Source organism: Veillonella montpellierensis DSM 17217 (genome assembly GCF_000426745.1).
Lineage (GTDB): Bacteria > Bacillota > Negativicutes > Veillonellales > Veillonellaceae > Veillonella > Veillonella montpellierensis.
Genome location: NZ_AUFY01000006.1, coordinates 1 through 18,369 on the forward strand (window position 1 = coordinate 1; position 18,369 = coordinate 18,369).

Annotated in this window: 20 protein-coding genes and 1 riboswitch; of the genes, 17 read left to right on the forward strand and 3 right to left on the reverse strand. The window is 34.4% G+C overall.

The genetic code is table 11. The features are described 5' to 3' along the window. Window positions 1-232: gp53-like domain-containing protein (locus K357_RS09750; protein ID WP_038113439.1), on the forward strand; the 232-nt coding region annotated here is incomplete at its 5' end. 214 nt (window positions 233-446) lie between these two features. On the opposite strand, the gene K357_RS10055 is transcribed toward K357_RS09750, so the two are convergent. Continuing rightward, the gene (locus K357_RS10055; RefSeq protein WP_425314969.1) at window positions 447-692 is read right to left on the reverse strand and encodes a gp53-like domain-containing protein; all 246 of its coding nucleotides are present in this window, start codon (window positions 690-692) and stop codon (window positions 447-449) included. Beyond that, entirely contained in the window at window positions 689-1,615 is a 927-nt protein-coding gene (locus tag K357_RS0102380) for a tyrosine-type recombinase/integrase (RefSeq protein WP_028257290.1), read from the reverse strand. The genes K357_RS10055 and K357_RS0102380 overlap by 4 nt, the downstream gene beginning before the upstream one ends. Window positions 1,616-1,650: 35 nt before the next feature. Between K357_RS0102380 and K357_RS0102385 the strand changes: the two genes are divergently transcribed. The 9 genes from K357_RS0102385 to K357_RS0102435 all read left to right on the forward strand — a co-directional run bounded on the left by K357_RS0102385 (window position 1,651) and on the right by K357_RS0102435 (window position 5,861). After that, on the forward strand, window positions 1,651-2,055 hold the full coding sequence (locus K357_RS0102385) for a hypothetical protein (RefSeq protein WP_028257291.1): 405 nt from the start codon (window positions 1,651-1,653) through the stop codon (window positions 2,053-2,055). 4 nt (window positions 2,056-2,059) lie between these two features. Beyond that, window positions 2,060-2,188 carry a hypothetical protein gene (locus tag K357_RS10025; RefSeq protein ID WP_280451323.1) on the forward strand — a complete coding sequence of 43 codons (129 nt, stop codon included), beginning with the start codon at window positions 2,060-2,062 and terminating at the stop codon, window positions 2,186-2,188. A 14-nt stretch (window positions 2,189-2,202) separates the two neighbouring features. Further along, window positions 2,203-2,532, forward strand: coding sequence for a hypothetical protein (locus tag K357_RS0102395; protein ID WP_028257292.1), 330 nt, complete (start codon window positions 2,203-2,205; stop codon window positions 2,530-2,532). Beyond that, complete coding sequence (locus tag K357_RS0102400; protein WP_028257293.1) at window positions 2,507-2,836, forward strand: hypothetical protein; 330 nt, start codon at window positions 2,507-2,509, stop codon at window positions 2,834-2,836. Before K357_RS0102395 ends, K357_RS0102400 begins: the two co-directional genes overlap by 26 nt. A gap of 15 nt (window positions 2,837-2,851) precedes the next feature. Beyond that, window positions 2,852-3,475 carry a GH25 family lysozyme gene (locus tag K357_RS08595; protein ID WP_051212003.1) on the forward strand — a complete coding sequence of 208 codons (624 nt, stop codon included), beginning with the start codon at window positions 2,852-2,854 and terminating at the stop codon, window positions 3,473-3,475. 321 nt (window positions 3,476-3,796) lie between these two features. Further along, complete coding sequence (locus tag K357_RS0102415) at window positions 3,797-4,285, forward strand: hypothetical protein (protein WP_028257294.1); 489 nt, start codon at window positions 3,797-3,799, stop codon at window positions 4,283-4,285. 366 nt (window positions 4,286-4,651) lie between these two features. Beyond that, the gene (locus tag K357_RS0102425; RefSeq protein ID WP_028257295.1) at window positions 4,652-4,861 is read left to right on the forward strand and encodes a helix-turn-helix domain-containing protein; all 210 of its coding nucleotides are present in this window, start codon (window positions 4,652-4,654) and stop codon (window positions 4,859-4,861) included. Then, window positions 4,854-5,159, forward strand: a complete 306-nt coding sequence (locus K357_RS0102430; RefSeq protein WP_028257296.1) for a hypothetical protein — start codon at window positions 4,854-4,856, stop codon at window positions 5,157-5,159. Before K357_RS0102425 ends, K357_RS0102430 begins: the two co-directional genes overlap by 8 nt. A gap of 222 nt (window positions 5,160-5,381) precedes the next feature. Continuing rightward, window positions 5,382-5,861 carry a deoxycytidylate deaminase gene (locus tag K357_RS0102435; RefSeq protein WP_028257297.1) on the forward strand — a complete coding sequence of 160 codons (480 nt, stop codon included), beginning with the start codon at window positions 5,382-5,384 and terminating at the stop codon, window positions 5,859-5,861. A gap of 300 nt (window positions 5,862-6,161) precedes the next feature. Here the strand turns inward: K357_RS0102435 and K357_RS0102440 are convergent, their stop codons facing one another. Next, entirely contained in the window at window positions 6,162-7,391 is a 1,230-nt protein-coding gene (locus tag K357_RS0102440; protein WP_028257298.1) for an aminopeptidase, read from the reverse strand. Window positions 7,392-7,471: 80 nt separating this feature from the next. Here K357_RS0102440 and K357_RS0102445 point away from each other — a divergent pair, with 80 nt between their 5' ends. From K357_RS0102445 to K357_RS0102475, 7 genes are all read left to right on the forward strand, one after another. Continuing rightward, entirely contained in the window at window positions 7,472-8,047 is a 576-nt protein-coding gene (locus tag K357_RS0102445) for a ComEA family DNA-binding protein (RefSeq protein WP_051212005.1), read from the forward strand. An 8-nt stretch (window positions 8,048-8,055) separates the two neighbouring features. Then, a complete protein-coding gene (locus K357_RS0102450) occupies window positions 8,056-10,416 on the forward strand; it encodes a ComEC/Rec2 family competence protein (protein WP_028257300.1) in 2,361 nt (786 codons plus the stop codon). A 21-nt stretch (window positions 10,417-10,437) separates the two neighbouring features. Next, window positions 10,438-11,418 (forward strand): DNA polymerase III subunit delta, encoded by a 981-nt coding sequence (gene holA, locus K357_RS0102455; RefSeq protein WP_028257301.1) that lies wholly within the window; start codon window positions 10,438-10,440, stop codon window positions 11,416-11,418. A gap of 28 nt (window positions 11,419-11,446) precedes the next feature. Beyond that, complete coding sequence (locus K357_RS0102460; protein ID WP_028257302.1) at window positions 11,447-15,109, forward strand: PolC-type DNA polymerase III; 3,663 nt, start codon at window positions 11,447-11,449, stop codon at window positions 15,107-15,109. 51 nt (window positions 15,110-15,160) lie between these two features. After that, window positions 15,161-15,290: riboswitch (FMN riboswitch) on the forward strand. Between the two features lie 74 nt (window positions 15,291-15,364). Beyond that, the gene (gene ribD / locus K357_RS0102465; protein ID WP_028257303.1) at window positions 15,365-16,501 is read left to right on the forward strand and encodes a bifunctional diaminohydroxyphosphoribosylaminopyrimidine deaminase/5-amino-6-(5-phosphoribosylamino)uracil reductase RibD; all 1,137 of its coding nucleotides are present in this window, start codon (window positions 15,365-15,367) and stop codon (window positions 16,499-16,501) included. After that, a complete protein-coding gene (locus tag K357_RS0102470; RefSeq protein WP_028257304.1) occupies window positions 16,474-17,127 on the forward strand; it encodes a riboflavin synthase in 654 nt (217 codons plus the stop codon). The genes ribD and K357_RS0102470 overlap by 28 nt, the downstream gene beginning before the upstream one ends. A gap of 19 nt (window positions 17,128-17,146) precedes the next feature. After that, window positions 17,147-18,352: a bifunctional 3,4-dihydroxy-2-butanone-4-phosphate synthase/GTP cyclohydrolase II gene (locus K357_RS0102475; RefSeq protein ID WP_028257305.1), complete on the forward strand. Its 1,206-nt coding sequence runs from the start codon at window positions 17,147-17,149 to the stop codon at window positions 18,350-18,352. The last annotated feature ends 17 nt before the right edge of the window (window positions 18,353-18,369 follow it).

An 18,369-nucleotide genomic window follows, 5' to 3' on the forward strand; every position in this document is an offset into this window, starting at 1 on the left:
ACAAGGGGGAATTACTGCCAACTCATATTGTAATGTTGTTACTATTACATATCCTATTGCGTTTAGTCAAAAAGTACTAAACGGACAAGTAACTACTATATACCCACGAGATACAGACGGTAGTTGTGTACCTTATTTTTATAATAAATCGCTGACACAAGGGACAGCTGTTAACGATTCAAACGGTGGCGGTCCTAACGCCCCAATCTTTTATTTAGTGTTCGGATTTTAAATATCATTCTATTTAGATTGCGATAATTAAGTAATATTTTTGACAATCATCATCTCCGATATACATACCAGTGTTTGTAACGCTATGGACTTGTTCTGAAGAATAAGGAGTTTCACTAGTAATATATGTTACATGTGCTGATAATACTGTGTTTACTCTAATTGCAAAATTGACATGTGTTCGCTTGTCGTAAGATGTACTAATTCCCCCTTGTTTAATAGCCAGCACTTAGATAATACACATCAGTAGCTGGACTTGAAGCGTTGACTTCAAACTTTGCTGTATTTACGTTATAAACAACCCATTCTTTGTATAAAACATTATTACCGTTATAATCGTTGCCACATATATTTTTGATGACAAATAAACATTTAGATTTATATGCGATTGGGAATGTTATTCTCACTCCTTGATTGTAGTTTGAACGATACATTCCCCCTTGTATATTTAAGCGGTTCATTTGAGCAGACGAATAGCTTTTCTTAATTGAATAAGCGACTTATGAGTATACACGCCGTCTGTTACGTTACTACTAGCATGACCTAATAATAGGCGTTTTGCGTTATAGTTAGCACCCACGTCGTCTAATCGTGTTGCGAATGTGTGACGACAATCGTGCGTTGTGTGCTTAGCATTGATAGCTTTCATGGCTTGATTGAACTGACGTGCTAGTGATTGATACGTTCTACATTCTTCTATGACGTATTGATTATCAAGACGATTTATGATTATGTCATAAATTCTATCGTGAATCGGAATTGTACGAATACCAGCCTTAGTTTTAGCTGATGTAATTCTAATTGTGCGTTGCTTACGATTTACATTCTTAGATGTGAGATTGATTAATTCACTAGCACGCATGCCAGTGTAAAGCAGAATTAAAGGTATATCACGCAAGGGAGATGATAAACGCCATAGCTTATTGATTTGATGAGTAGTAAAAGGTTTATGTGGTCGTATGGGGGTATTAGTACCTATCTTGATATAGTGAGCATAATTAGTACTGATTAAATTATTGATGATTGCATAATCGAATAGTTGAGATAGCAACGAGCGAACTTTCTTACAAGAACTGTATGATAGATGATTACGTAACATTGTATCGATGATAGACTGCAATTGTATATATGTAATCTCATCAATATATGTGTTGTGAATGCTTGTTGCATGTGCAATAGCAGAATGATAATTACTGATTGTTGTTGATGTAACGCTATTACGATGAGTTGATAACCATGATGTATATAGCTGATATAATGTATACTTTTTGCTTGCGTTTTGCAATGCGTCAACGGCTTCATCGTATGTACTGTAATAACCCAAAATTTTATATGCAACATAGGGGCGTTTAGTCGCCCCTTTCATTTTCTCAATTAATTTCATTATTTTTACCTCTTTTATAGAAAGGACTAGATACTATGAATGAATATGTATTCGTATTAGATGATAGGGGCGTGCGTATCACGTCGTTATTACTAGGCGTACATGCTGATACGCTTGAAGAATTAGAAAAGTTAGCACGTGATGAATATAAAAATTGTACAGTCATTGTCGGTGATAATACAATGCAATCCGAATTTTTAAAAAATAAAGCATACAAAAATGGTGTATTTGTTGAAATCGAAGAAGAAAAACCATCTCTATTAGAGCAAAAGAAACAGAAGATTGCACAAATTAAAGCAAAGTACAATGATAAATTTACTGCGTATGAGAACGCATTGCTACGAGCAAGACTTGATGATAACGATAGTCAAGTCAAGAAGTTGCAAGAGCTATATAGAGCAGACAAGGCTAAAATGGTAGCAGAAATCAAAGGAGCGTGAGACTATGGAATTTTGCGAATACTGTGGCAATACATTAGATGAAAAAGGACGTTGTCCAGACGTAGATTGTGTGTGGAATGTACTGTTAGACGCATTAGCCGAGTGCGAAGAAGAAAAGAAAGAGAATGAATAGAAAGGGGCGAAACAATGTGGACATGGCAATTTCAGCTAGATGATATATTAACTACATTATCGATTGTAGCAGTCATAGGTGGTGCTAGTTATCGTCTAATGATTTTACCGATTTTAACAAGAATCAGTGATGAACGAATGCAGGATAATTTGATATTTACTGAACGCATGGGAGCGTTGAACGAAACACTCTTAGAGCTTAAAACAGAAATTAAGCTATCAAGAGAACAACGCACTAAATCGTATGCAGAACATGTGAGATTGACTGCCAGAGTTGACGGACTAGAAACACGAGTAGATGAGTTACGAGGTGATTTTCATGAATACACTGCGAAAACTCATTAACACGTCAAAACAAGCGTATCAATCGATACGCATAGCAACGATTAAACCGACGGGAATATTGGCAACAAGGGTACTAGTATTTATAATGCTAGTGCCTATTTTATTAATAGTGATTGAATACGTGTTAGCATTTGCAATAGGTAAAGTAAATGATGACATGAACAAGCTTATCAGTGTCGGTATCAATATTATTGACCATATCTTTATACCTAGTGTACTTACTGCGTTAGTCGGCTTTCTTGCACTGTGGGTCGACAAAGACGGTGACGGAATACCTGATAAATTAGAGGATAAGGATAGATAAAGAGAGGCGATAAGAATGAAAAAAGGGTTTGATATATCAGCGTGGCAAGAAGATGAAAACGGACAGCCATACTTTAATGATGAACGAATGTCGCAAGCTAAAGAAGAGGGAAACGAGTTTGTCATCATAAAGTTAGGTGAGAATTATTGTGTTGATGATTTCTTTACAGAACATATCACGTCAGCATTAAACGCAGGACTTGAAGTCGGTGTGTATTACTTTAGTCATGCATACGACGAGGCAACAGCTGTACAAGAGGCAGAGTGGGTTATTAATACGCTCAATAGCTATGGTTACACTAATTATCATTTGAAAGCTGGAATTTGGTATGACTATGAAGAACATAGACAACTACGCAACATGATTAATGTTGGAGCATTAACTAAACAAGTAATGACTAACTGCATTAGTCGATTTATAAACAGACTATGGCAAGCGGGATTTCAAAATGTAGGGGTATATAGCGGATATTCGTTATTGTGGGATGAAACGTATGCATATAGTCAAATGCCGAGCGTGCCAGTGTGGATTGCTCAATATGATTCACAATGTGATTATCCTAATGTAAAGATATGGCAATATTCTTGTGATAGAACAGTAGCCGATAAAGAAGTAGATGTAAATTATATGTATGAATAATACGTAACGACTTTACAATGCCTTTGAATCAGTATACAATGATGATAGGCAAAAGAATGAGTTAATAGATCATGTTTGCACGCAAAACAAAAAAGCAGGGTGGCAGCCCTGCTTTTTTTATGCTCGTTGCTTTACATATATCTATCGAGCCATTTGCAAATAAAGTGGCAGGCAATATTTGCTATGATAGATACCAAGAATGAGTTACATATATCAATCATGCTTGCACCTCCTTTCTGTTGCCAGATTGGAGAAAGCAACGAGATTATTATAACATATTGCACCCATAGAGGGTGCTTTTTTTATAGGAGGTAACTATGTATGATACAATCAAAAAGCTTATGCACGTTTACTATATTATTGTTCCTATTTGCGTTATCGTGTGTATCGTCGCTTGTATATTGTGCTACACCGACCGAAACTCAAATAACATTGACACAAGAGGAATACAGAACGCTCAACAAGAACTTGTTACAGTTAGACAAGAACAATCAAGAGCTATCGAACAAAATAGAAATGCTAGAGAATCAATCACAGATAGCATTGATCTCAACGAGCGAGCAATCAAAGCAATTACAAGCAGCGAAGAATACAATCGACGAACAGAACAAGCAATTACAACTAGCCAATCAGAACTTAGAGAAGCAACAAGAATCGTTGGCGACAACGCAAAACTCATTGGCGAAAGCAGAAGCATACTTGAACGAGCAAAAGAAAGAACTAGAGCGAGCGAACAAAGACCGTCGAACAAGTAAGCTACTTAATATTTTACTAGGTGGAACGGTCATATATTTGGCTGTAAAGAATTAATTGTAATAAAAGAGCCTATCGACTTAGAATATATCTAGGTTGATAGGCTTTATTTTATATTGACATTATCTTAAAAATGATATATTATAATGTTAGGGACGAGATATATCCCTAGTAGCAGGCAAGCAGCAGAAAGGAGTAGCTATGGACGGTATGACAAATGAGCAATTTAAAACTGTTTTAGAGATGATAATTCAAATCATCAAAGACGCTTCAACTAAAGAAGAAGCAGTAAAAAAAATAGAAACACTATTAAATAAATAGTAGTGTTTCTATTAAAAAAAACTAAAGGGTGCAGGGCTTGCCACTGCATCCTACCCTATCAAAAGCATATCATAAGGGAATTGAATAGGCAAGGTGAAATATATGAATATATTGGATCATGTTTTTACAACGGCAGAAGCAAGCCACTTATGGGGAATACATCGAGATACATTGAAAAAATGTTGTATTGGACAAAAAGGCTTACCTCCACGATTTATGGCTGACGAGTGTAAAAAGTCAGCAGGCGTTTGGCTTGTAACACGCCAAGGCATGGAACGGTTGTATGGAAAGTTAGGAGAAAAAAATGTTTAAATTAACAAAAAATGGAAAAACAATCGGAACATATTCAACCGCATGGGATGCGTTGAATAAATTTATAGAAGAAGAAGAAAAAAACACCCATGCTACTGATCTAGTATGGTGTGGTACAGATAAAACTGTATATTTTGATGTAGTTGGTGAAGAACCGAATGAAGAATTAACAGAAAAGAGTTATATTATTTGTGATGGAGATAATATAGCATTAATACATTCTTCTGATAATTTACATGATATTAAAAGAGCGTTAGATGAAGTAAATGGAGATTTTGATATCATAGAAGAAGAATAATAATATAGAAAATTAGGACTATCGAATATGATAGTCCTTTTTTTGACGGCAAAAAAACGGCAAAAACTAATTATATTTTATTGATAGTTAGTAGACAAATTTTATATATTGAAATTTTGGCCATCATGTTATTTTACTTAGTTTTATTACATTTTAAAAAAATTGAGTTTTACGGTAAAATATAATATATATATAATAATTTATTAGAGACGAGGATATAGTATGTGTAAGCGCAATGATTATATAAGTTGGGACGAATATTTTATGGGAGTGGCTAAATTAGCTGCACAGCGTTCAAAGGATCCTAATACACAAGTAGGTGCCTGCATTGTTAGTGATGACAATAAAATTTTATCTATTGGTTATAATGGTCTGCCATTGCATTGTCATGATGATGATTTTAGTTGGAGCAGAGATACACATAATGATAATAAATATTTTTATGCAGTGCATAGTGAATTAAATGCTATTTTGAATTATAGAGGTGGTTCATTAGAAAATAGTAAAATTTATGTTACTTTATTTCCTTGTAATGAATGTGCTAAAGCGATTATTCAAAGTGGTATAAAGTCAGTTATTTATTGGGAAGATAAGTATGCAAATACACCAGAAGTTATGGCATCAAAGCGTATGTTACAAACAGCAGGTGTTGAGTTAATTCAATATGAACCAACAAGTAGAGTCTTAACTATTCATCTATAGGCAGTTCGGCATGATAAAAAATAGAAATAGTAGTCATTTTATGACTACAGCGATATAAGACATAAAAAAATATTAGTTATACTCATTTATAAGAGTATAGTAATAAATAGGCCGCTAATCAAAGATATATTACTTTGATTAGCGGCCTTATAATTATGGTTTAAGAACATTGAGTCTATCTTGAAAGTAGCTATTTATGTGCTGGAGGAAAGATGTATTGTTGAAAATTATTTTTTATATCGCCTAGAAGTATTTAATCATATTAGGCAAATAAGAAAGATAAATTTAGTAGAATAATTTTTATACCAATAATCTTCCATGTTCCATAATGGGAACCGTAGTTTTATCTTTTTTTATCCCTACAATATTCATATCTTCGTGGCCAATCATAAAATCAACATGCACCATAGAATAATTTATCCCTCGATCTCGTAATTGCTCTGCACTTTTACCTTCGTTATTAGCAATGCAGGTAGGATAGGCAGCACCAATGGCTAGATGACAGGAAGCATTTTCATCGTATAAAGTTTCGTAGAAAATCTTGTTTGATTGACTAATAGGACTATAGTGATCAACAAGTGCTACTTCACCTAAGAAGTGGGAACCAAAATCTGTAGAGATAAGTTCTTCAAGAATTTCTTGACCTTTTTCAGCATGAATTTCAATGATATCTCCACGTTCAATTTTAAAATAAAAATTTTTAATCATATTTCCTTGATAGATTAACGGTTTTGTAGCATACACTATACCGTTAACACCGTTGAATTGTGGTGCTGTATATACTTCTTCTGTAGGAATATTGGCATTAAATTCTATCTTATTATTCGCTAATTCCGTGCCACCTTGCCAAATATGTCCTTCTGGTAGGTGAATTGTTAAATTAGTGCCGTTAGAACATGTATAATGTAAGGCTTCTAAGTTTAATGCATTTAATCTTTCAGTTCGTTTTTTTAAGTTAGTTAAATGCGATGTAATGTATTCTTCTTCTGGTACATCGACTAGTCGACACAAACGCAAAATATCCATCCATAAGGCGGATATTTTTTCATCATTAGTTCCTGTATAGTTCAGTGCTTCTGCCCAATCTAGCGTAGCTACTGAGGCAACACACCAAGTTAATTGAGAGCCCATAATGGCTTGGTGATAAAATGATAATGCGTCATTTAAGCTTTTTCCTTGCATGGCTAGTCGTTTAGGTGGAACTTCAGAAAAGGCTTTAGGATTGGCACTGATCAATGATAGAAAGGCTGATTTACGATCAACATAGGTTTTATAGTAGGCTGATAGCCAATTAGGTTGACGTATTAATGCATTTTCGCGTGCGTATAATAGTCGTTGTTTAGCTACAGGAATGGACCGCCAATTTACGACTACCTCAAAGCAACCCATTTTATAAGCTTCTTCAGTGACAATATATGCAAACTCTTTACTTTCCACATCCACAGAAATAAATAGAGTTTGATTTTTTTGTAAATTGACTCCAGAAGTCAATAATAGTTTAGCATATTCTCTTAATTTTTGATGTAACATAATATCTCCTTATATCACTGCTAGTAGATTTACTAGGAATTTAGTTACTGACTTAGAATTCTATAGTAGAGGTGATGTAAATGAAAAAGTACGATAAAAAAATAATATATGGCAGTATAGGCATCGTAATCATTATATGTATAATTTATTTTCTACTGCCTATTATAACAGAGAATGAAGTACAAATAAATAATGGAGAAAATCAAGATTCTTATTCATCATCTATGAATGCTAATAGTTCAAATGATGGAGAGTATCATATTTATATTACAGGGGCTATAGAAAATCCAGGATTATACAATTTAGAAAAATCATATACTATACATGAGGCAATTACGTTAGCTGGAGGCTTATTACCTTATGCGGGAACAGATTCTATTAATTTAGCAGAAAAAGTTGAACCGGGAACACATATTCATATTCCATTTAATTTTAATGGGAATCCAGAAGCATTATTACGCAAGAAGAAGATAAATATTAATACAGCGACGATTGAAGAATTAAAAAGCTTGCCAGGTATTGGTGAAACTATGGCAAAACGAATTGATGAGTATCGGAAGGAACATGGTAGTTTTGCTAGTGTTAATGATATGACAAAAGTCAAGGGGATTGGAAAAGCTTTGTTGCGCAAAATTCAAGATAAAGTAACTGTATAGGTAGTATTATGCATAGATTATATATTTTATATACAGATATTAGTGCTATTATATTGGCGGCTATGCTTACTGGTATAGGTATAGCATATATGCGAATGATTGATATTACCTATCCATTGGAATTACTTGTTATACTTTCTATGTTATATGTGGCTAGTAAAATTATTATTTTTTTACGGACTAGAGAGTTTTTATGGCAACGAATGGTAATCATCACTATATTGATTTTGGGTAGTAGTTGTTTAGGTTATATACTTACAGAACATAGTGTGATGAATTACTATGAATTACAACCATTTTATGCTAAACAAGAAGGACAGTATGTTATAGCTACGACTAAGGATAGTGAGCTAGTTTCTTTTTCAGATGGGGCTTACCAAAAAATCACAGGAAGATTATATGGAGTAATAGCAGAAAAAAATCATAAAGAATGGCATATAGTAGGAAAAGGTCTGATTAATACATATAGTAAAATAGAGACTAATACACCAAAAAAAGATATGAGAATAAATGAGACACATCCTAACTTGATGCAAGCAGGCAGTTTGATAATGGTAAAAGGAACTCCTACTATATATCGACCTATCAAAGAAGTAGGGGCAATTGACTTGACGGCTAGAGCGATTTCTTCTGGAACGGTAGCTACTATTTATAATGGTGATTATCAATATATATCTGAGGAAATGTTGTCATCCTATGGCTTTCATGAATCATTTATAGATAGGATGGCACGAAATATCTATCGTATAACAAGTCACTTCCGTTATAGAATTAGTGACTATATACATACTTATCTGCCAGAAGAAGAAGGAACTATTTGTAAGTCCCTTATATTAGGTGCTAATTATCATGATTTATCACCAGTGATTATAGATACATTCTCTTACTCTGGACTCATTCATATTTTATCTGTGTCAGGTTCACATATAGCATTGTTATTTTCTTTTGTGTATGGGATCTTAGCTCTGTTTCGTGTACCTAAACGAAAATCGGTATATGTCGCCTTATTAGTTGTTATCGGTTATTGCATACTGCTTGGATTTAATGCCCCAGCGGTAAGATCCTCTATTATGGGTGTAATCATTGGCATGAGCGTTATTATGGGGCGCAGATATAACGCACGACAGGCTTTATTGAATACAGCTATTGTTTTATTAATATATAATCCATTATTAGCACTCGATATAAGCTTTCAATTTTCTTTTCTTTCCACGTTAGGAATTATTTTATTTTTTAGGCCAATGTATATATTACTGCCACGTATACCAAGTTATCTAAAAGGTCCAATTATTCTTTCGTTAACAGCTCAAAGTATAATTTTGCCGCTACAATTATATTATTTTCATTTTTTTAGTCCCATCTCAGTGGTGACAGCTGTTATTGTAACACCTTTATTAGATGTAGTAATTATTTTATTATTGTTACTCTTAGCACTATCAATAGTTATATCTGTACCTATACTATGGTATATAATTAAATGGATATTACAATTAGCGTTGTTTTTTAATTATTCTTTAGTACAGTGGCAATTTTCTGTAATTTGGGTAGGCATGTTACCGTTATTATATAGTATGATATATTATATGGGAATTAGGTTTTTATATTATTATGTAGCAGAGGTTTCAGTTGTTATATATCATTATGTGATTTATGTGATTAGTATTATTGGTATCACGTTTATATTCGCACTAGGTATGAATTATTATAGTAGTCATCTTAGATTTCATTATATCCCGATAAAACGAGGAATAGCATATACTATTGTACAAGGATATCATAATCGCATGTTGTATATCGATATGAAAAATAATCCTATAGATATGGCAGATATACGAATGTTACGTAAAGCGATTCAAGGCCAAGGATTTTCATCGTACACAATGATTATTGGAGAACATGTGGAAAAGTATGATAGAGAGCAATTAACAATGTTATGCAATAGGTCAATTGATATGGATAGTAGTAGATCTTTTTATAGACAAGATGCATATAGAATTTCTAGTAGTAGGAATAATAGAGTGACCCATAGTTCAAATCAGAATCAATTATATATAGTAGGCGATTGGAAACCATATGGTGGAGGACAGCTAGAGATAGAGAAAAGTAATGATAAATTATTAGCAATTCATGTAAGTAATTCACATGGCAATTATTATTTTACTCATGGACAAATAGATAAAAAAGCACTAGAATTAAACAATAAAGTGAATGTATTTATCACAGATACGCCTAAAATTATCGACAGTGAAATTGTAAATAATTCTACTGTTATTTATTACGCTATAGGTTATAAAAAGGTAGATGTTGATATAGATAATGACTATATTTATACTGCTAAGTATCGATATATTCCAGATGTAACACTTTAATTGTATGTAAGGAGATTAGTTATGGCTCAAGTATCAATTATTTATGGCAATGAACCACAATTGATAGAAGAGAAAAAACAAGAAATTTTACAGCGTTATAAAACTATTCCGATTACTACATTGCGTGATACCATAGATCCCGTTCGCATTAGCGAGTCTTTGTGTGAAGACTCTTTATTTGATGATGAACGATTATTTCTTTTAATTGATCCACCTGTTTTTAAAAAGAGTGGTAAACGAGAAGATTCAGCATGGAATAATTTATATAACAGTATCATACAGTATAAAGGGAAAAATCCAGTTGTTATTATATATCATGATACAATTGATAAACGGATTAAAACAAATATGGCTCTATTGAATAAAGTTGAGTCAATAGAATGCAAACGCCTAGAAGGCGGTGAATTATTAGCATGGATACGTAATTATTGCACACATCATGGCTTTAAAATCACACCAGATGGTATAGAATATATCCGTCATTTAATGGAACTATGGCAAGATGTATCTGTTTCATTTATGAGAACAGAACTGGATCGATATTTTTTGCAATTAGGTAATCATAAGATAATTGACCAACAGTTTTTGGAAACAAATAGTAGTGATTATGGTGCTAAAAATATTTTTGCTTTTAAAGAAGCTTTATTACAAAAAAATGTATCTACATTATTAGAATTATTTCCGTTTATGTTAGGTTATAAAGAAATTGATCGAGCCATGTCTTATATAGAAGGTCAATTACGACTGCAATTAATGGTGAGTGAATGCCGTTCACTAGGAATGTCTCGACAAAGTATAGAAAATTTATGTAAAGAGAAAAACTCTTCTATAAAAAGCTATCCCATTAAATTGGCCTATAATGCAGCCCATGAGATTTCTATATCTGCCCTAGAGAAACTATTAGTAGGTTTATATACGATTATGACTGATAGTCGTCAAGGTAAAAGTGATATGTGGCAATTTAGAGATTTATGTATAGCTTATTGTAAAGAATCAAATTAGTCTAGGTATTGGTTGTGTGGAATAGAATATGAAAGTACGGTATCATATAGTATCAAAACAAAAACAGAATACAGATTATTATGTGGATTTAGAAAAACAAGAAGTAACGGTAGAGACAAGAGAACCATCATTCACTACGTTAGAGAATTTGCGAAATAAATTAGTTGCTTGGTATGAAGAAAAGGGAATTAGTTTTTCAGCCATACCATCGAATAGTGATACCACATGTTGCTTTTCTTGGAACATTAATGCCATTACAGGCGATGGAATGGATACGTATTACTACGCTGGAGGCTGTGGCGTTGGTGAATTGATTGAAGAGATTGAAGCAATTCGCAGTGAACAAGAAAAAGACTGTGAAGTAAGTTCTGACTATAGGGAAGTATATAGTTGTTCTGAAGACGGACCGATGCCTATTGATTTTGCTCCATTTATGGAGGATGATGAAAGCCTTGATTTTTTTGATACTGCACCTGTTGCGTGTGATTATGTAACTACTAAACCAGATAGTGTATCTCATAAGAAAGAGGCTACAGTGCGGAGTAGTTATTCTGGAAAATCCCGTAGACGTAAAAATGAAGAAACCGCAGAAGGTATGCTATTGGGACCTCATATTCAAGGTGATGCGGTACATATTATGGATATTAATGATGGTGGTCGCAACTTAGTATTTGAAGGCGTTATTGTAGGGGAATGCGAGTTACGAGTTACTAAAACAGATAAGTCGATTGTCATTGGCACGATTGCTGATATGACTAATAGTATTCGCTTTAAAAAATTCTTTAATTCTGTTGAGGAAGGGGAAGATGTTGTAAAAAAATTAAAAAAAGTATCTTCTGTACGAGTACAAGGAGATGTTGATTTTGATGATAAGTTCGAACGTGATTTTATATTGCAGGTAAAGAGTATAGAAGAAATATCTACCACCGTGAAACGAAAAGAAAATCGCGAAGACTCTCGTGTTGAATTACATCTTCATACTAAAATGAGTGATAAAGATGCACTTGTATCGGTAAAAGAATTACTACAAACGATTAAAGAATGGGGGCATCCTGCGGTAGCTATTACTGATCATGGTGTGGTACAAGCTTTTCCAGAGGCACAACAAATTGCTAAGGGCTTAGGCGTTAAGGTTATATATGGCGTAGAGGGTTATTTAATTGAAAATCCTGATTCGGATAAACGCTATCATATTATCCTATTAGCGAAGAACCAAGTTGGATTACGGAATTTATATAAAATGATTAGTATATCTCATTTGGATTATTATAAACGGCGACCTAGATTGCCACGTGCAGTTATAGAAGAACATAGAGAAGGCATTATTATTGGTTCTGCGTGTGAAGCGGGAGAATTGATGCAAGCCATTGTTAAGGGGGAGTCTAAAGAGCGTTTATTAGATATCGCCAGCTTCTATGATTATTTAGAAATTCAACCAATTTGTAATAATGAATTTTTGGTACGCCAAGGCATTGTACCTGATAGAGAAACCTTGATTGACATGAATAAAACGATTGTTGAATTAGGAGATGCTTTAGGTAAACGAGTGGTAGCAACTTGTGATGTACATTATTTACATCCAGAAGATAAGATTTATCGTGAAATTATGTTGACGGCCAGTGGATTTATGGACGCGGCCCATCAACCAGATTTGCACTTGCGTACGACGGATGAAATGTTAGCTGAATTTGACTACTTAGGGACCGATAAAGCATACGAAGTAGTAGTTACTAATTCTAGAGCCATTAATGAGATGATTGATGAACTTACACCTGTGCCAGATGGTACGTATTCGCCTAAAATTGAAGGCTCTGAAAAAGCATTAACAGATATGTGTTATAAAAAAGCGAAATCTATTTACGGTGAGCCACTACCAAAAGTTGTACAAGAACGCTTAGATTATGAATTGGAACGTATTGTAGGTCATGGGTATGCCGTATTATATTATATTGCGCATAAATTGGTAAAAAAATCATTAGATGATGGATATTTAGTGGGTTCACGAGGTTCTGTAGGTTCTTCTTTTGTTGCAACTATGGCAGATATTACAGAGGTTAATCCATTACCGCCACACTATGTGTGTCCTCATTGTAAATGGAGTGAGTTTTATACGAAAGGCGAATATCCAGGGGGATTTGACTTACCAAGAAAAAAATGTCCTAAATGCGGCACACCTTTACATACAAATGGTCACGATATTCCATTTGCTATTTTTATGGGATTTAATGGCGATAAAGTACCTGATATTGATTTAAATTTTTCCGGTGATTACCAAGCTAAAGCGCATAAGTATACAGAGGAATTATTCGGCCGTGATAATGTATTTAAAGCAGGTACAATTGGTACGATTGCCTCTAAAACAGCATTTGGCTATGTAAAAAAATATGCAGAAATTCGAGGTATACAAGCACGCAATGGATATTTTGAAAATTTAGCAAAAGGATTTACCGGGGTAAAAAATACAACGGGACAACATCCTGGTGGTATTATGGTTTGTCCGCGAGATATGGATGTACATCATTTTACACCAGTTCAATATCCAGCAAATAAAAAAGAGAGTGGTGTTATTACTACACATTTTGATTATCACTCGATAGAAGGACGTATGACGAAATTAGATATACTGGGTCATGATGATCCTACTATTATTCGTATGCTAGAAGATATGACCGGTATAGACGTACAAACAATTCCTTTTGATGATCCAGAAACATTGAGTTTGTTTTCGTCAACAAAAGCAATAGGCTTGACACCAGAACAATTGCAAGGTGATAAGGTCGCTTCCTTGGCGGTGCCTGAATGTGGAACTAGTTTTGTGCGTCAGATGTTAGAAGACTCTAAACCACAACATTTTTCTGACTTAGTTCGTATTTCTGGATTTTCTCATGGCACCAATGTGTGGTTAGATAATGCACAAACTTTAATTAAAAATGGCACATGTAAATTAAATGAAGCCATTTCTACTCGTGATGATGTAATGAACTATTTACGTAATCATGGAATTGCCGACTTAACCGGTTTTAAAGTTATGGAAAATGTTCGTAAAGGGAAAGGTATTGATAAAAAAGATAAGTTGGGTAATCCAGAATCGGCATATGAAAAAGAAATGCGCGATGGAGGCATACCCGAATGGTTTATTGATTCTTGTAAAAAAATCTCCTATCTATTCCCACGTGCCCATGCAGTAGCTTATGTTATGATGGCATTTAGAATTGCATGGTTTAAAATTAATTATCCATTAGCGTTTTATGCAGCCTATTTTTCTATTCGCGCTAAGGCATTTGATTTACGTATTATGACACAAGATGTAGATGCTCAATTAGCTGAATTTAAGCGATTAAAAGCACTGGATTATAAAGCTACACAAAAAGATAAAGATATGATGAGTGCCTTAGAAGTATCTATGGAAATGCGACAGAGAGGATATGAATTTATTAACGTAGATTTACGATATTCTCAAGCTCGACGTTTTTCCATTAAAGATGGGAAACTATTACCACCATTTTTAGCTATTGATAGTTTAGGTGAAAAAGTAGCAGATATTATTGTAGAAGAACGAGAAAAGAAATTTTTTACATCCATTAAAGATATACAACGTCGATGCAAGGTGTCACAGACAATTCTTGATACTATGATTTCTATGGGCTGTACGGGTGAATTACCAGACGATGAACAGATGAGTTTGTTCTAAGTATACATTGCATTCTTTGTGAGATAGTGATATTATAGGGTCATAGTTATATATAGTCTTTGAGGTCAGGTGAGATAGTTATATCAATTCCTAACCGGCGGTGATAGTCCGCAAGCCTGTGACGGCACGATACGGTGCAATTCCGTAACCGACAGTAAAGTCTGGATGAGAAAAGACACAATTGCATGTATTCGTGTGTAATTTTAAAGAGGCTATTATATAGTAGCCTCTTTTTTTTATAGGAGATGATGTGTCATGATAGATACAGAATATATGAAGATAGCTATTGATTTGGCAAAAAAAGCAACAGGATATACATCTCCTAATCCCTTAGTGGGAGCGGTTATTGTAAAAGGTGGTCAAATTATAGGCCGAGGATATCATCATAAAGCTGGTACGCCTCATGCGGAAATTCATGCTCTTAATGAGGCAGGGAAAGAGAGTAAAGATGCCACATTATATGTAACCTTAGAACCTTGTTCGCATTATGGAAGAACACCTCCGTGTGCTAAACGAGTTATTGAAGCGGGCATACGACGAGTCGTCATTGGTACACTTGATCCTAATCCGTTGGTATCCGGTAAGGGGGTGGAATTGTTAGAACAGGCTGGTACAGAAGTACATGTGGGAGTTATGGCTAAGGCATGTGCTGATTTAAATGAAGCATTTTTTTATTATATACAAAAAGGGAAGCCATTTATTACTGTTAAATCAGCTATGACATTAGATGGCAAAATTGCTACGAGATATGGAGAATCTAAATGGATAACCAATGATGAGGCACGTATAGACTCACATGAACTTCGTGCTAACCATGACGCTATTCTAGTCGGCATTGGAACTATTTTGGCAGATAACCCACAGTTAACTTGTCGTTCTAAGACGATAAAAACGCCGCATCAGCCTGATGTTATCATTCTTGATAGTCGTGGACGAACACCGAGTAATGCCAATATATTTACAGAAACATCTAGAAATATATTGATTTTTGTTGGGGCAAACTCTAAGTTATCAGATAGGCAGCGACTTATTGATATAGGAGCTGATGTGGTTATGGTACAAGAGGATACTCACGGATTATGCTGGGCAGAGATACTAGAGGAATTGGGAAAGCGTCAATATGTGTCTGTATTAATTGAAGGCGGGTCGAGAATCATTAGTTCTTATATGCAAGAACAGTATATAAATAAATTTGTTATTTATATAGGTGATCAAATTATGGGAGATGAATTTGCCCTAAATGCATTTAGTGGTAGTCATCTAGTACATTTGTCAGATTCCCTTTCATTAGCATATGAGAAAGTAATGTTATTAGGAAATAATATAAAAATTATTGCTTATGAGAAGGAAAGACGAGGACGATTATGTTTACAGGAATCATTGAAGAAGTAGGTAAGATCGAATCAGTATATAAACGTGCGAAGTCTTTGCAAATTACCATTTCTGGAAACCGTATTTTTGAGGATTTGCATGTAGGTGACTCCATTGCTGTTAATGGTGTTTGCTTAACAGTTACAAGCTTTCAAAATAGGCATTTTGTAGCGGATGTGATGCCAGAATCTGTCAAGATGACTACGCTGGCAACATGTAAAGCTGGTATGAATGTAAACTTAGAACGGGCTATGGCTGCTACAGGCCGATTTGGGGGCCATATGGTAGCTGGACATGTGGATGGGACTGGACAAATTGTTGACATTCAACAAATAGATCAATCATTTATTTTTACGATTAAAACAAGTCCAACTATTTTGGAGTATATTATTTATAAAGGGTCAATTACTATTGATGGGGCTAGTTTAACAGTATCAAAGAAAGAAAATACGTTCTTTCAAGTATCGATTATTCCTCATACTATTTCAGAAACTATTTTATCAAATATGCATAAGGGGACATTTGTTAATTTAGAAACGGATATAGTAGGGCGTTACATTAAACATTTTCTAAGAAGTGATACTCAAAAAGATACATCGAAGACGACTGTTACTAAAGCGCTATTGTGTGAAAATGGATTTATATAAATATATGAGGAGAAAACCTATGGGTAAAGAAGTATTCAATACAATTCCAGAAGTATTAGAGGAATTACGACAAGGGCATTTAATTATTGTAGTAGATGATGAAAATAGAGAGAATGAAGGCGATCTCGTTATTGCCGCTGAATTTGCTACTACAGAAAATATCAATTTTATGGTTAAAGAAGCTCGTGGTATTGTATGTACACCAATGCGAGCAGAGCGACTTGAAGCACTTGGTATTGGTGCAATGGTGGAAAAAAATACGGATAATCATGAAACAGCATTTACTGTAACGGTAGATCATGTGGACACAACAACAGGTGTATCTCCAGCAGAACGAGCGTATACAATTCGTGAATTATTAAATCCAAAGGCGAAACCTGCTGATTTTAGACGGCCAGGCCATGTATTTCCCTTACAGTATAAAGAGGGTGGTGTGTTAGTTCGCCAAGGTCATACGGAAGCATCGGTTGATCTTTGCCGATTAGCAGGGTTACAAGAAGCAACGACGATTTGTGAAATTACTAATGATGATGGTCATATGGCACGACTTGATGATTTATTACAGTTTGCAAAGAAACATAATTTGAAAATATGTAGTGTGGCAGACTTAATTGAATATAGAAAACAGCATGAATCTATTATTTCTTTGGGGGCAAAGTCTAAATTGCCTACTAAGTTTGGGGATTTTGATATTTATGTATTTAAAAATGCCTTAGATAATAAAGAACATTTGGCGATTGTTAAGGGGGATGTTACTAGTCAAGAAAATGTATTATTGCGAGTACATTCTGAATGCTTAACAGGTGATGTTTTTGGATCTAAACGTTGTGATTGTGGAGAGCAATTAGAACGGGCGTTACGAAAAATTGATGAAGCCGGACAAGGTGTTGTAGTGTATATGAGACAAGAAGGCAGAGGCATTGGGTTAACCAATAAAATTAAAGCCTATGCATTACAAGAGCAAGGTTATGATACGGTAGAAGCTAATGAAAAATTGGGGTTTCCTGCAGATATGCGTGAATATTCAATTGCAGCCCAAATTATTCGCTATTTTGGTATCAAAAGCATTCAATTATTAACAAATAATCCAACTAAGCGCCAAGGAATTGAGCATTGGGGAATTAAGATATCTAAACGTATTCCATTGATTATTAAAGCTAATAATATTAATGCAGGATATTTAAAAACAAAAACAGAAAAAATGGGACATCAATTAGAGATATAAATTAATAGGTATGGACT